Genomic DNA, 14,566 nt, shown 5'->3' with positions numbered 1-14,566 from the left:
AACATGAAGAAAGCACTTCTGTTATTCGGAATATCTGCCTTTGCTGCTGTTTTGAGCAGCGCAGAGTTTCAGATCGACCGTTTCGGACAGTTCGTCGATCTTGAATTCCCGGAAAAGGTCCGGTCTGAAGAGGAGCTGAAAGCCGATATGGCGAAAGACAAGGCGTATTATGACTCCTTCCCGATTCCGGAGCGTACTTTTTACGGCAGTCTGCCGGGATCGCGGGAAAAATACGGTTTGACGGCAACCGGATTTTTCCATCTGGAAAAAGTCGCCGCTTTGAATGGCCGCATCATGCTCGTCGATCCAGAGGGAAATCTCTATTTCCATCTCGGCGTATGCAGCTCCATGCCGGGCAATGAGTTCACGCCGGTCAAGGGACGCGAGGAGCTTTATGAATGGCTCCCGACCGCCGACAGCAAATTCAAGCAGGCGCGCTGGGGAAATTCGGTTTCGTTCTATTTGGCGAACTGGATCCGCAAGCATGGCTCCTATGATGAAGTTGCGTGGCAAAAAGAGATCGTGACACGTCTCAGGCATCTCGGATTCAATGCGTTTGGCGAATTTACGCAAGTTTTTGAAGGTAACGATAAACTTGGTTTTGCGTTCACCAAGTGTCTGGAACATTACTGGAAAAAAGGTTTCGCGCTGGTCGGAAACGATCGGCATATCGATCCCTTTGCGCCGCAAAACGCCGAACTGCTCGAAAAAGAGTTTGCCGCACGGACAAAATCCTTTCTCAAAAATCCTGCATTGATCGGATATTATACCGAAAATGAAGTCAATTACCCGCAGGTCATGCAGCAGCTTCTGGAAAATACCGGAAACATTCCGGCCAAAAAGAAAATGAGCGAATGGATGAAACAGCGTTATAACAGCAAAATCGCGCAGTTCAACAAAAACTGGGAAACCTCTTTCGCCGATTTCAGCGCGATCGCGACAACAGTTCTGAAAGCCAGGACTCCTGAGGCAAAACAGGATCTTGAAGCATTTGAAGAATTTTACTGGGATGCTTATTTTGCACTCATTTCCAAGACGTTGAAGAAGGTCGATCCCGACCATCTCTATCTCGGTGAACGCATCCTGCCGCATCTGATCCGCTATGACCGGGTCATCAGAGCCATGGGAAAACACTGTGATATTTTCAGCGCAAACTATTACACCAACGGTTATCTGCCGAAGGAAGTGGCGCATATGACCGCTGTCAGCGCCAAACCTGTGATGCTTTCCGAATGGAGCTTCGGCAGTCCTGAGCAGGGACTCTTCGGAGTACGCAATGTGAAGAATCAGCAGGAACGCGCGGCGCAATACCGGCGCTATGTCGAAAATGCCGCCGCAACTCCCGGTGTTGTCGGTGTGCAGTGGTTCTGTCTGCTCGATGAATCCAATACCGGACGCGGCTGGAGCAGTTTCTATGAAGAACGCTTCAATACCGGACTTTTCAACATCTGCGACCGTCCGTACAAAGTGCTCACCGATGCCGCGGCCCAGGCGAATAACAAAGTCTATGATCTCATTGAAAGGAAGCTCCGGCCGGTTGCCGCGCCGCCTTACAAAATTCTTTATGCCGGCGACCGGGTTGTCAAGGTTGGTAAAGTCCGCAATGCCTTGCCGCTGAACGGTGACGAAAAAAAATACGCCGCATTTTCCAAAGAACCGCTCTATGTTTCTTTGTTGACGCAGGAACATACGAAAAAAGGATGGGGCGAATTCCGTTTCGGATGGGATGAAAAGTTCTTCTATTGCCATGTTTATATGCCCGACAACAGTCCGGCAAAGCCGCAGAAACGCTGTCCGATCGATGGCGATGACAGCATCGAGATTTTTCTCGGAGCGAATCCGGCGATTCCCGGACGCATGCAGCCCGGAGACCGTCAGCTTTTGATCCGCGCCGATGTCGGTAAAACGCCGGAATTCGCATGGCGCAATTACGGCCGTCCGGTCAAGAGTAATACCAGACCGCTTTCTTTTTGCAAAACGGTGGAGCGCAACAATAAAAAGGGGTTCGTTATGGAAGTTGCAATCCCGTGGGAGGAGATCGGATTCGATCCTGCTTCCGGCAAAAAGATTGCATTCGACCTGATCGTCAATGCCGGTCACGGCAGCCGCCTTTCCGAACGTCTCGTCTATAACGGTATTGCCGAAAACGAACTGCGCCGCGATATCTGGGCGACCGGAATTCTTGCCGAGTGATGCTGCTCTGCATACGCACACGATCTGTTCCGACGGCGGAATAGAGCCGCAGACGATCATCGACTGTTATGCGGCGCATGGATATGATGTGTTGCCGATCACCGGTGATGATCTGCGCAAAAGAGCGGTTGCCTTGAGAGCGTGCTTGATGCGCTCCGCAACGGAAATTTTTACACGACGCAGCCCCCCGGTTTACGAAGTTGAGTTTTGAAAACGGCATCTTTTCCGAGGAATTCACGGCGTGCAAAACCGTGCAGATCATTTCACATTCATGGCACGGGTGGAGTATTTTGCAGCCGGAGTGCATGGATGGTCCTGCACCGCATGAAACGCTCACGCAGTGCAAAGTGGATTTGAACGATCTTGTCAACAGCAGTTATTTCCGTTGCCAAATCATCGACGGCAACGGGTGTTATGAGTGAAGTAATTCGATCCGTATAAAAAATAAAGAAAGGGTTTTACGATGTTCGATAATGAATTTATCCGGGTCAGTTCGTGTAATCCGCGTTATTTTGAATATGAAAGCGGCGCTCCGTTTCTGCCGATTGGCGTAAATCTCTGTTTTCAGCGTTACATCACCGATGACGGCGAAGCGCTCGCCATGTTTGAAAAAGAGATCCGGCATTTCGCGGAAAATGGCGGCAATCTGATCCGGGTCTGGTGCGGAGTTGCCTTGCTCAACCTTGAGCCGGAGCTGGAGGGGATGTTCTCCGCTGAAAAGCTCGAAAATATGAAAGCTCTCGTAGCGATCGCCAAGAAAAATCATGTCAGGATCAAGTTCACACTCGAACATTTCAGGACAGTGACGCCGCGTAAGGAACGGGAACTTTTTACCGGGGCTGTCACGTTTCAACAGCCGATTTATCATACAAGCCGTGGCGGCAGCTGTGAGAATATGACCGATTATTTTACCAAAGATGCTCCGCGGAAAAATCTGCTGAAAAAACTGGAAATCCTCAGCCGGGAGTTCGCCGGTGAACCTGCGGTCATGGGGTGGGAACTTTGGAACGAACTCAATGCAGTCGATGCGCCGCGCAATGTCTGGCTGCCGTGGCTGGAAATGATGGTCGCAGAAATGCACCGACTCTTCCCGCGCCAGCTGATTATGCAGAGCCTCGGGAGCTTCGATTGTCTCGAAAGTTTTGCCAACTATGCGGCAGTCGGGCGTGTGCCCGGCATCGATGTCGGACAGATTCACCGTTATCTCGAACCCGGTGCGGATCTGGATATCTGCCGAGGCGCTCTCGATCTGCTCGAAGCCGACGCAACCCGGGAAACACTGGAACTTTTCCCGGAACGTCCCGTCTTTGTCGCGGAAACCGGTGCGGCGGCCTATCACCATTCGGGACCTTCGCACCTCTATGAACAGGATCGTGCCGGAATCCTTCTTTTTGACGGTGTATTCACGCCGTTTTTCTGCGGCGTCGCCGGATGCGGACACTTCTGGCACTGGGATCAGTTTTATATCGGATTGCATGACCACTGGAAGATCTTTTCGCTCTTTGCCGAAACGGTTGCCGGGGTCGATCCTGTGCGTGAAAACTTCACAGTGCATCAGCGGGAATCCGGCCGTTTGCGTTTCTACGGACTTTCCGGCAGAACGCAACAGCTCTGGCTTCTGCGCGACAAACGCAATGACTGGCAGCATGAATTCAACGAGGGGATTGCTCCCGAATTGCTTGCCGAAATGGAAATTCCGCTTGCTGCTCTTACATCACAAACAGTTTCCGGTGTATCGTTCTTTGCTCCGTGGGATGGAACGCGCGGGGCGCTTGCAATTCATGACGGGAAGATCACTCTGCCGCGTTTTCATCGTGCATTGATTCTGAAAATACAAAGATAACGAGAAATGACTGCAGGTTTTTTATTATCATTGTTGCTCGGTGTTGTCTGGGCGGCGCTCGGGGCTTCGGTTGCGCAGGCACGGCGAAAAGGGTGTCCGATCTGCTGTTTCTATACGGTCGGTACGGCGACTGCCGCATTGCTGGCGTGGTGTGCTCTCGGTTTCCGGATGCCGGGAAGCGCAGGCGAACTCCGGCTGTTATTGCCTTATCTGACTGCGGCAGCGTTCTTTAACTCGCTTGGACAGATGATCGCGATGTACAATCTGAAAGCCTCCGGCAGAGTGCTTGCCTATGCGTTGCCGCAGACAAATTTCATTTTCCCCTTTCTTTTTGCCGGGCTCTTTCTTGGCGGGATCATCAGTTTGTGGAATTTAATAGGAATTGTGCTGATCGTTGCCGGAATCTGCCTTTCTGCCAACGGCAGACAAGACAAAGAAAAAAAAAGCTCCGGTGTTCTGCTTTCCGGCCGGGAGCTTCTGCTGGGGACGGCGGCTTCATTCTCCTGCGGGCTATCACAAATCGCGCTGTTGCTGGCGGTGGAAAGCTCCGAGACCTCTGCGGCATTGAAATCGGCGCTCTTTCTGACGGTTTCCACTCTTTTTTACGCTTTGGGCATGATCCGAAGCGGCCGTCCCGCGCCGGAACTGCTCCGAAAGACGCTGGGGCTCGGGATTGTCTGGGGCGTACTTGCATTGCTCTCTTACCGGATCCTTTTCGGGGCGCTGGAGATCATGGAGAAATTTCACCGTTCCGGCGTGGTCTTTGCGATAAGCTGTTCCGGAGCGATCATTTTTTTCTGGCTTTTTTCCGCGTTGAAACTGTGCGACCGAGTTTCGTCGCGCCAGCTGTTGATTCTCGGACTGATTCTCGCCGGAATCCTTGCTGTCCGATTGGGTTAAAATCAATTTAAGAATTTCAATATCAGGAGTTTATTATGTTTCAATTACAGATACCAGACCACCTTTGTGTTTTTACGGAATCCGCGCAGTTCAGTTTCGCCGGAACTGCGGAAATGCAAAAAGAGGATATCGTTGTGAAATTGAAGCCGGAGAATTCCGGCATCGGTATTCGGGTTTCTGCTGATACGACACCCGTGACCTTTGTGCGGTTGCGTTGGGAACATAAATTCCCTGCGGAAACGCTCTTTCTCGGCGACGCGTGGGAACGCGCTTACGGCGATCTGCAATGGCGGACGTTCGACAGTCACCGCTTCATGCCGTGGTATTTTCTGGCACATTTTTCCGGTGTGACCGCCGGTTGCGGTGTACGGGTGTGTCCGGGCGCAATGGCGGTTTGGAACATTGATCCTGCCGGGATCACGCTTTCTCTCGACCTCCGCAACGGTACACGCGGCGTGATCCTGAAGGGGCGCGAAATCGCCGTTGCTGTGGTCGTTTCAGCCGAATATCCAAAAGGAACTCCGTTTGATGCGGCCAAATCTTTCTGTAAACTCATGTGCAGTGATCCATTGCCGCTTCGCACACCTGTCTACGGCGGAAATAACTGGTATTACGCTTACGGCGACAGTTCGCACGGGGAGATTCTGGCCGACAGCCGTTATATCGCTTCACTTTCAGAGGGGCTGGCCAATCGTCCTTTCATGGTTATCGATGACGGCTGGGAGATCATGCACCAGAAACCAGGTAACTCCGGGCCGTGGACATGCGGCAACGAGAAATATCCTGATATGCAGAAACTTGCAGATGAAATGCGCAGTTGCGGCGTCCGGCCGGGGATCTGGATGCGTCCTTTGTGGAACATTGATCCGGCGATTCCGGAAATGTGGAAACTGCCGGAACGCAACCACACCAATCTCCGGGCGCTCGATCCCTCGCGGCCCGAAGTGATCGCGCTGGTCGAAGAGGACATCCGGCGGCTCTCCGGCTGGGGCTATGAGCTCATCAAGCACGATTTTTCGACCAACGATATTTTCGGGCGCTGGGGCTGGGAGGCGACGCCGTGGCTCGCGGCGGAAGAGAATTGGCACTTTGCGGACCGTTCCAGAACTTCCGCAGAGATCGTCGTCGATTTTTACAAGGCGATCCTTGGCGCGTCAAACGGTGCATTGATCCTCGGTTGCAACACAATAGGACATCTTGGCGCCGGACTGATGCACATTGCCCGCATCGGGGATGATACCAGCGGCAACGCCTGGGGTAAGACCCGCAAAATGGGAGTGAATTCTCTCGCATTCCGGCTCTGTCAGCACAAGGCGTTCTTTGAAGTCGATGCGGACTGCGTCGGTATCACCGGAAAAATTCCGTGGCAGAAAAATCGGCAATGGACGGAACTTCTCGCTTGCAGCAGTACGCCGTTTTTCGCTTCGATCCGTCCGGGAAGCCTTACGGCGCAGGAGTTTGCCGAAATGAAACAGCTCTTTGCCGTTGCCTCCCGGCAGGATGTGGCGGCGGAACCGGTGAATTGGCTTGCGGATACGCTTCCGGAAATCTGGCGTTTTGACGGCAAAGAAAAGCGCTTTCACTGGTATTCCGATGAAAGCGCCTGTCTGAGCTGGGATGTGTAATCACTTCGTGGAGGCAAATTCTATTTGCATCCGGAACTTGATCTTTTCGCCCGGAGCGATCGCCCGGGCGATCTTTTTTGCGATCTCATTTTCGCGGCCTGAAATGCGTGTGTTAGTCGGTTCGATCCCCATGACGTAATTGCCGTGGTCAAAGAGTTTCCACTGCACCATGCGCGGCAGTTCCGCCGTATCACAGCGGACTGTCGCCTTGATCTTCAGTTCACTGTTGTTCAGCGTCATTTCCGCCGTGTCTTTGAAATCGTGATAGAAACATTGTTCGACCGCGCCCGGTACGGGGGCGGGCATCTGATTCCAGACGGCGATTCCGGCGGCGGCATCGGCATCCCGGGCTTCAACCGTATGTTCCGGTGCTTCGAGCCGCACGGCGGGCGAGATGAGAGGATAGCCGAAGTTGCAGTGATAGAGCATTTGCAGATAATCCGTCTGTCCTGCGAGATTTTCAACTTCATCTTCGATCGTGATGATATTGCTTTGGTCGATACAGGTGATGTTGCGCACCAGCCGGAGGTCTTCGCCGAACATCCGGTATTCACGCAATACGCCGCGGATCCGGATCACATATTGCTCTCCTTCCCATTCACGGGAAACGGAGACATCTTCGGCGGCGGTGTTGGAAAGGCGGCCGTGCACACCGCATTCACCGGAAGCGACGCCGGCATTGCGCATACCGCACCCGGTCAGCAACCCGCCCTGAAAACTGCGCAGCCACTCCGTGCCCAGCGGCTGATACTCCAGCCGGGAACGCGTGCCGCCGCCGGAACGGTAAACCATGTTGATCCCCAGAAACGAGCATTCGACAATATCCATACCGCGGTCGGGGTGGATGGTGAACTGCAAACCGCCTCCAGTGTTGACATCGATGATCCGGTTGCCGCGTCCCGCCCCGTCCGAAAGCACACTACTGCGGACGTATGCGAGTTGCTCGACACTGCCGACAAAGCCAAGTTCTTTCTTTTTCATAGATATTCCTTAAAATTGCTGGGCCTGAAGTGCCGCGCCTACGGCGGCCTCTTCGCGCGCTTCAGAAAGTAAGAGGTCCAGACCGAATTCGTGCCGGATCGCCCACTGGATGCTCTTCAAAAGCCGGACCGCATTGCCCGAACCGATGATCTGCGTTTTTCCCGCGAGAACTTCAAATGCGAATCCAGCTTTCAGATTGCGGACAATACCGAGCGCCAGTGCCGCGCCGATTTTTCCCGGTGTCGCGTTGGCGAGAGAAAGACCGTCACAGCTTCCGCGCAATGCCGGATTCCAGCGTTCGCCGAGGAAATGCGGCGCGATCACGAGTTCCTCTTCGCCGTTTTCCAGGGCGGAAAGTGCGAGTTCATCAAGCTTGTCGAGCAATGCGCCTTTCGGGAGTTCCGGCTCGCCGAGGTCGCGTCGGAAAGTGTTGACCGTATCCGCGAGCCATGCAAATGCGGCTCCGCCGCAGAGCGGCGCGGCGACCAGCAGTGTCCGGTTGCCCGGGAATGGACGCGCTTCGATCTCTTCGGGCATTTCCGGCGGCAACACATCAATCACCAGTGAAAGCTGTGCGCCTGTGCCAAGTGTGAGGTAGATTTCCCGCGAAAAATCGTTACCTGAGGCGAGAATCGAAGCCTGATTGTCGCCGATTGCGTTGATCACCGGGATTCCGGCAGGAATGGCGAACCGTTTTGCCGCATCGTCACAAACCTTGCCGATGACCGCGCCGCAAGGACGGATCTCCGGCAACAGTGTCCGGGGGATGTTGAGCGCATCGACCGCTTTGAAATCCCAGTTGCTCGATGCCGCATCATAAAGTCCCCAGCTTGCCGCGTGGGTGGGATCAGTAAAAATCCGGTCGTTCCCGGTAAGTACGCTGGCGAGATAGTCGCTGACCGTCGCCGCGAAATCCCAATTCTTGAGAGCATTCTTTTCAGCCAATCGGGCGAGCGTCGTACCACCGAAGCCTTCGCGCAGAGTTCTGCCGGACTTTTGTTGAAATTCAGCGATCATCGTTTCGCCGCAACGATGATCCTGCCACGTAACCAGCGGTGAAATCGTTGAAATATTACCGAGTAAAACCGAGTGCATCTGTCCGGTAATGCCGACGGCGGCGATCAATCGCCGCAAATTTTCCGGCAACTGATTCAAGATGTTTTCCACACACACGAAGATCTTGGCGACATCCTGTTCTGCTCCGCCGGCGACTGTGGCAAGCGCGGCGTTGTGCGCGGCTCCGGTAACGGCGAGGAGATTGCGTTTTTCATCAACGATGACGGCGGCGGCTTTGGTCGTTCCTAAATCGATTCCAAGAGTAAGTTTCATTTTTTTAACCAAATAAAGAGACTTTTATTCCATTTGCATTCAATTTTTCAGCAAAACGTTCCAGATTTTCCCGTGGTGGCGGCTCGGTATTTTCACAGCGACATTGCAAACCGAGTGCCTGATACTTCACATTCCCGAGGTGATGCTGACGGAGCAGTTGAACATGCAGAACACCATTGCGCCGCAGCGCGCTGAGTTCCCGGCAGAAATCAAGCAGCTGATTTTGCGCCCCGTCCTCATCGTTTAATCCAGCGATCACCGGAATACGAATCACCAAATTCGACTGATGCTCTGCAGCAAAACAGAGATTAGCGCGCACAATTTCCACATATTCGACATCTGGATTGACACGTTTGCAGAACTTGTTTTTATCTAGCGTCTTAAGATCGGAAAACAACCAGTCGACCATCACGGCAAGTTCCAGGAACCCCGGTGTAGAAGCGTTGCTTTCCATTGCTGTGTGAATATTGTTTTTCCTGAGCAGTTCCAGCGTTGCGGCAAGTTCCCGATATTGTAGTGTAGGTTCACCGCCACCGAAAGTTACGCCGGAGATGAAATCCCGTGCAGCCAGTACCTTTTCAAGGATCTCTTCCGGGGTTATATTGCTTCCGGCAATCGCGGTTCTATCCGGATAGCGAAGTATTTGAGTTTCGGGGGAGATGCTCTCCGGAGCGCCACACCAATCACAGCGGAAATTACATCCTTTCAAATAGTAAATCAGCCGTGTGCCGGGACCATCAAAATCAGTACTGTATCCCGTGTTGAATATTCTCATTTTTTCAATCTTTCCGCTGGAATTCGATACTCCTGCGCCTGCCAGTGATTCCCGAGCTTGCGTTGTTCGCGCAGTGAGCGGAAACACGCTTTCGCCAGTTCTGCCATCGGCTGACGCAGGGAAATGATTCCAGCTTTTGCCGCTTCGGGCGTGCCGTCAATGCTGAATATAGGGACATTGTATCCCACGCAACTCAGCGCTGCCGGATCGTTCACCGCGAAGATCGCGCTTTTCGGCGGAAACACAGCAGGAAGTTCAGCGGAAAAATCAATCTTGTTTTCCACGCAGTACCGGTAACAGAATTCGCGCCGTTCGCAACTGGTGTCGATATCAAGTTTGCCCGGATCGGCAAAATAAATTCGTTCGATGCCGCGTTTTCGCGCCAGCGTAGTCAGCCGCCGGAGCGCTTCGGCATTATCCAATGCGACGTAATCGGCGATCGTCCCCGGATGAATCCGGTCGAAGAACACCAGATTCACTCCGAGAATACGGAGCCGCAGAAAGAGATCAAAGTCAAGCGTCCGGTCGATGCCCCACACCACAAGATCACGCACGCCGTGGAGGACAAGGCGCATCACCGCGCGGTTCTGTTCCTCGCCGGACTCCGCCGGTTCGAGCGTCGTAATCGCATCACGCCTTGCGGATTCCTCACACAAGGTGTGGAGAAATTCGCGGGCGAAAGGATCGCGGATCGGTACAAGTGCGCCGACCGTTCGCAATGCACCTTCGGCGGCGCCGAAGGCCGAATTGACCACTCCGCCGACTTTGGTGCGTCGCGAAATGATACGGTTCTCTTCAAGCCGGGCAAATGCGCGACGGATTGTGATGCGGCTCGCGCCGAAACGTGTCATCGCCTCCTGTTCGGTGAGAAAGCGCTCTCCCGGTTTAAATTCGCCGGTAAGCACCGCCAGAAACAGCGCTTGATAGATCTCTTCAGTTAAAAGCATTCTCAACCTCAAACTTACGCGACTGTTTCGTCAGCGTCTAGACGGGCGATGATATCTTCTTGAATGGCGGGCGAAAGGTCGAGAAAATTCACAAACGTCCCGTGAATGCGCATGATGTAGATGCCGTTGGGTGCGTATTTCTTCGGTTCGGCCAGTACTTTGCGCAGATTCATTTTTGAATCGATATTAAAATAGACATAGAACGGCGCATTTTCTACTTCATTTCCGAAACGAAAAAGCGGTTTAATGATCTTTTCTGAAAAAATTTTCATCTTTTCGTCGGTTGTTGTACCGTTGCGGAAAACTTCAGGTGAAATACCGAGATGCGAAGCGTAACCGCCGGTGAAATCGCCAAAGGCGAGCTTGCGTTCACTCAAAATCTGGTCGATGCGACCGTTGTGCACGCTTTCGCGGCGAGGATCAATGCCATAACCAAGCATTTCGCGCGCCGATCGACCATCAGGCGTCGCCCCGACGTGATAGCCGTAAAGTAAATGAGTGCTCGGAGTGGAATAGTCCGGCAGAAACGGATTTCCGGCTGGATTGCGCAATGTGTGAACTTTTTCGCTGACCAAATGGGAGAGCCGTACGGCAACTTCATCGGGTTCCGCTTCGTCGTTGCCGTATTTGGGCAGGTTTTGCAGATAAGAGCGGAACGCCTCATTGTTTTTAAAATTGTTTTGCAGAGCCGAAAGTAGCGTTGTCGTGAAGTCCGGCATTTCCGCCAAACCGTGTTTGACCGCCACCAGCGAGTCGGCGACGACTCCAAGGCCGTGAATCAAACAACCGCTCGCATGGTAGGTGACCCCTGGATGACGGATATCGCGCATGTCGCGGCCGTTCTTCAACCCTTCCATCAGAGCAGAAGTGAAAGGAACCGATTGGATGGCTATCGCTTCCGTGCAACCGTTCGCGGCGTGTTCCAGTTGCTTTAGAATCCAGTCAAGCTGACGGAAAAACGCCGCTTCCAGATCGGTGGCGACCGCATTGAACGAAGTGTATCCAAGCTCCTGATAACCGAGCGCAAGTTTTTCGCCGGAGAGCAGGGATTTGCCATCGTTAAGCGTCAACTCGAGTACTTTGGCGAGGTTCAGCCAACTGTTGGTGGTGTTGGCACTCTCTTTGCCCATGATGAGCGGCTCCTGACAGCCGGCGATGGAGTAGTCTGGCATATCCGCTGGAGCGACCTTCTTGGTTTTGAGGATGCGGAACATCATATCATCATTGAAAAGCGACGGCGTGGAGTGCCCCGGCGTGAAGAAGAAGCGTCCAAGCGACTGGTAAAGCGCATCCGGCGTTCCGGCATGAAGCTTGACCGACAATGCAGGCTGGGGATTGTTGGAAACAAAGAACGCATCAAGTACGATGTAACTCATTTCGGACGTGAGATCGTTGCCCTTTTCATCGCGTCCGCCGACCATAATGTTCTGCGAAATTGCCCAGCAGCGCTCGCCGACCATCAGAAACGCGAGGAATGAACGCACCAACTGGACCGCTTCGTCATGCGGCGTATCGCCGAGGTACGGTGCGAGAATCCGGTCAAGGTTGCCAACCGAGAACGCATAAGGATTCGGGGCCTGTTCAAGCGTCATCGCCTGCCAGAGGAGAGCGGCGCTCTGCACCGCTTCGTGAAGATTCCGCGCTCCCTGCGCAGGAACACGGCGGCAGGCAGCGGCGATCTCTTTCAAACGTGCAACTTCATTGGCATCGTTGGCGCGTTCGATCTGGAGTTTTTCCGCAAGTTCAGCGTAACGTGCGGCAAGGACTTTTGCCGCTTCAAGCGCTTTGCGGAACGGCGCAGCGTTCTCTGCTACGGTCACGTTGTCGATGCCGTTTCTGAGGATCGGCCGCAAGTCGGGAATCGTGTGTCCAGTCACCGGTTCGACGAAAAACGCGACCTCTTCGGTCAGTTTACCGGTTGCCTCATAAACCGCACTGAGCGCTTTAGTGTAACGGCTTGAACCGTAATAAGAACGAACTTTTTCGATCCGTTCGCGCGTAAATTCAGCGTCCGGCTCAATGTCGTTGTAGATTGCTACGGGATCGCAGTATCCGGCGAAAGTTTCGATCTGAAACGCTGGGTTGATGAGGGCGTAACTCGGACTGAAAGCATCATCCTGCGTACCGGCGATTACACTGCCTTCGGGAATCGAGAGTTTCATCTGGCGAACGCATTCGCAGAGGATTTCCGGCTGATTTTCCGGCGCATCCGGATCGGTGTAATTGACGCGGATATTCATTTTCAACTCCTGGTACTCGAACCAGCCGGTCATCCGTTTCTGCGCAAACTTCCACTTCAGAAGTTTTTCGATTCCTTCGGAAAAAATTTCTGTCTTTTTCATATCAAGTCTCCTTGTGTTTTGATTTTGTCTTATTATATTATACCATAATACAAAATAAAATGCAATCTTAGTATTTTGGATAAATAAGGATTTTTTTAAATGAATGCAGTGAAATTTTCCCCGAACCGGGTGTGGCGTGTCTATCAGGGCGGTAGCGGCATTGATGCTTTGCGTCGGGCAGAAACGCAGTGCGACGGATCGTTTCCCGAGGACTGGATCGCGTCAACCTCCAAAGCGAACAATCCGCAGTATCCCGCTGAAAATCAGGGATTGAGCAAGATCATCACCGCTGACGGCAGCGAACAGTTTTTTCATGAATATCTTGCTGCAGATCCTGTCAACACGCTTGGCGAAGCACACTTTGCCAAGCACGGCGCGAATGCCGTACTTTTAATGAAGATTCTCGACGCGGCGGAACGTCTGCCGATTCAGGTGCACCCGACCGTGCCGGATGCCGAGCGCTATTTCAACTCGAAATTTGGCAAGACCGAAGCGTGGTATGTCGTCGCCACCCGTGAGGTGAATGGCGAAACGCCCTATTTGCTCTTGGGATTCAATGACAAACTCGATAAGGAAACGTTCCTCGATGAAGCGCGTCACGGCGATTTTCCGACCGGCAAAGAAATGCTCCACAAGCTCACGGTTAAACCGGGCGACTGCTTCATCGTACCGGGCGGTACACCCCACGCCATCGGGTGCGGTTGTACGATCATCGAAGTGATGGAACCGAGTGACCTTGTAGTACAACCGGAATTTTTCTGCGGGAAACAGCGTCTTTCTGAGTCGGAACGTTGGAGCAATGCCGATCCAGAGGAGGCGCTCAAAAGTTTTATTTTTGCAAATGAAACCGAAGCGGAACTGCGGAAACGCTGTTCGCCGGAGCCGGAAGCAATTGACGCTTCGCTCTCCCGTCTGATTCCTTATTCGCTGGCCTGTTACTTTGAAGTGCAGAAACTGCAATGTTCCACAAGTTACCGTTTCTTCAACCGCGAAAAAATGCATCGTGCTGGAGTCATAACCGCCGGAGATCTTCAGCTCAAAACCGCCGATGGCATACTGGAACTGCATCGCGGAGATGCGTTCTTTCTGCCTTATGCTCTGATGGAATGCGAATTCCTCGGAAACGGCGAAATCATTTTCGCACTTCCGCCGCGGCTTTAGTTTTAGTTCTCTGTTGCATTTTTAAACATCGAACGTTTTTTCAAAAACATGCGTTATTTGTAACGCGGCAACTATGCCATTTGGGTCGTTATAAAGGGAATCTCTATCAATCGCTTTTCCATGACAATTTTATGGCTGCAAATGGGCTTTGTTTCTTTCAATTGGCAAGACTTGAAAAAGGTAAATATTTCCTCTCTGGTTTGCTTTTGAGATAACCTGACCGAGAGCAGAAACTTTATTTGAATGTACAAAAATCAAGCTGCCATAGATAAGCCCCATTACGTGACTCCTGTAGAATTTACAAACTCCCCCCTAACCTGCGGATAAGATTCCTATGATTACCTCACACCTGTCCTAACAATTTTCAAAATGGCGTAATTTTCTGATTACGCCCCCTCATTTTCATCTATTTCACACCAATTCTCAAAAGTAGCCCCCCTTTGTTGTAAATCAGCTGTCCTAAAAAGCGA

Annotated in this window: 10 protein-coding genes; 5 read left to right on the top strand and 5 right to left on the bottom strand. The window is 52.6% G+C overall.

The window, feature by feature from the left end:
• Nucleotides 1–3: 3 nt before the first annotated feature.
• From FYJ85_RS17440 to FYJ85_RS17425, 4 genes are all read left to right on the top strand, one after another.
• Nucleotides 4–2,193: a sugar-binding protein gene (locus FYJ85_RS17440; RefSeq protein ID WP_206213272.1), complete on the top strand. Its 2,190-nt coding sequence runs from the start codon at nucleotides 4–6 to the stop codon at nucleotides 2,191–2,193.
• Nucleotides 2,194–2,656: 463 nt separating this feature from the next.
• Complete coding sequence (locus FYJ85_RS17435; RefSeq protein WP_154419788.1) at nucleotides 2,657–4,036, top strand: glycoside hydrolase 5 family protein; 1,380 nt, start codon at nucleotides 2,657–2,659, stop codon at nucleotides 4,034–4,036.
• Nucleotides 4,037–4,042: 6 nt separating this feature from the next.
• Entirely contained in the window at nucleotides 4,043–4,936 is an 894-nt protein-coding gene (locus tag FYJ85_RS17430; RefSeq protein WP_154419787.1) for a hypothetical protein, read from the top strand.
• 134 nt (nucleotides 4,937–5,070) lie between these two features.
• Nucleotides 5,071–6,561 carry an alpha-amylase family protein gene (locus tag FYJ85_RS17425; RefSeq protein WP_206213271.1) on the top strand — a complete coding sequence of 497 codons (1,491 nt, stop codon included), beginning with the start codon at nucleotides 5,071–5,073 and terminating at the stop codon, nucleotides 6,559–6,561.
• Here FYJ85_RS17425 and FYJ85_RS17420 read toward each other — a convergent pair whose 3' ends face one another.
• From FYJ85_RS17420 to FYJ85_RS17400, 5 genes are read right to left on the bottom strand one after another with little or no spacing between them, the layout of a single operon-like run.
• On the bottom strand, nucleotides 6,562–7,542 hold the full coding sequence (locus FYJ85_RS17420; RefSeq protein WP_154419785.1) for a DUF4432 family protein: 981 nt from the start codon (nucleotides 7,540–7,542) through the stop codon (nucleotides 6,562–6,564).
• A 9-nt stretch (nucleotides 7,543–7,551) separates the two neighbouring features.
• Nucleotides 7,552–8,871: a sedoheptulokinase gene (locus FYJ85_RS17415; protein ID WP_154419784.1), complete on the bottom strand. Its 1,320-nt coding sequence runs from the start codon at nucleotides 8,869–8,871 to the stop codon at nucleotides 7,552–7,554.
• A 4-nt stretch (nucleotides 8,872–8,875) separates the two neighbouring features.
• Nucleotides 8,876–9,646 carry a radical SAM protein gene (locus FYJ85_RS17410; RefSeq protein WP_154419783.1) on the bottom strand — a complete coding sequence of 257 codons (771 nt, stop codon included), beginning with the start codon at nucleotides 9,644–9,646 and terminating at the stop codon, nucleotides 8,876–8,878.
• Nucleotides 9,643–10,593 (bottom strand): GntR family transcriptional regulator, encoded by a 951-nt coding sequence (locus tag FYJ85_RS17405; protein ID WP_154419782.1) that lies wholly within the window; start codon nucleotides 10,591–10,593, stop codon nucleotides 9,643–9,645. The genes FYJ85_RS17410 and FYJ85_RS17405 overlap by 4 nt, the downstream gene beginning before the upstream one ends.
• 14 nt (nucleotides 10,594–10,607) lie before the next feature.
• Entirely contained in the window at nucleotides 10,608–12,935 is a 2,328-nt protein-coding gene (locus tag FYJ85_RS17400) for a pyruvate formate lyase family protein (protein ID WP_154419781.1), read from the bottom strand.
• A gap of 99 nt (nucleotides 12,936–13,034) precedes the next feature.
• On the opposite strand from FYJ85_RS17400, the gene FYJ85_RS17395 reads away from it, so the two are divergent.
• The gene (locus FYJ85_RS17395; protein WP_154419780.1) at nucleotides 13,035–14,096 is read left to right on the top strand and encodes a class I mannose-6-phosphate isomerase; all 1,062 of its coding nucleotides are present in this window, start codon (nucleotides 13,035–13,037) and stop codon (nucleotides 14,094–14,096) included.
• Nucleotides 14,097–14,566 lie beyond the last annotated feature (470 nt).

The organism is Victivallis lenta (genome assembly GCF_009695545.1).
GTDB classification, from domain to species: Bacteria; Verrucomicrobiota; Lentisphaeria; order Victivallales; family Victivallaceae; genus Victivallis; species Victivallis lenta.
Note: the sequence above shows the minus strand (reverse complement) of the source record. Positions and strands in the feature narration are given on the sequence as shown.

Coding starts and splice junctions, on each gene's coding strand:
- FYJ85_RS17440 (WP_206213272.1), top strand. CDS start 4: ATGAAGAAAGCACTTCTGTTATTCGGAATATCTGCCTTTGCTGCTGTT.
- FYJ85_RS17435 (WP_154419788.1), top strand. CDS start 2,657: ATGTTCGATAATGAATTTATCCGGGTCAGTTCGTGTAATCCGCGTTAT.
- FYJ85_RS17430 (WP_154419787.1), top strand. CDS start 4,043: ATGACTGCAGGTTTTTTATTATCATTGTTGCTCGGTGTTGTCTGGGCG.
- FYJ85_RS17420 (WP_154419785.1), bottom strand. CDS start 7,542: ATGAAAAAGAAAGAACTTGGCTTTGTCGGCAGTGTCGAGCAACTCGCA.
- FYJ85_RS17415 (WP_154419784.1), bottom strand. CDS start 8,871: ATGAAACTTACTCTTGGAATCGATTTAGGAACGACCAAAGCCGCCGCC.
- FYJ85_RS17410 (WP_154419783.1), bottom strand. CDS start 9,646: ATGAGAATATTCAACACGGGATACAGTACTGATTTTGATGGTCCCGGC.
- FYJ85_RS17405 (WP_154419782.1), bottom strand. CDS start 10,593: ATGCTTTTAACTGAAGAGATCTATCAAGCGCTGTTTCTGGCGGTGCTT.
- FYJ85_RS17400 (WP_154419781.1), bottom strand. CDS start 12,935: ATGAAAAAGACAGAAATTTTTTCCGAAGGAATCGAAAAACTTCTGAAG.
- FYJ85_RS17395 (WP_154419780.1), top strand. CDS start 13,035: ATGAATGCAGTGAAATTTTCCCCGAACCGGGTGTGGCGTGTCTATCAG.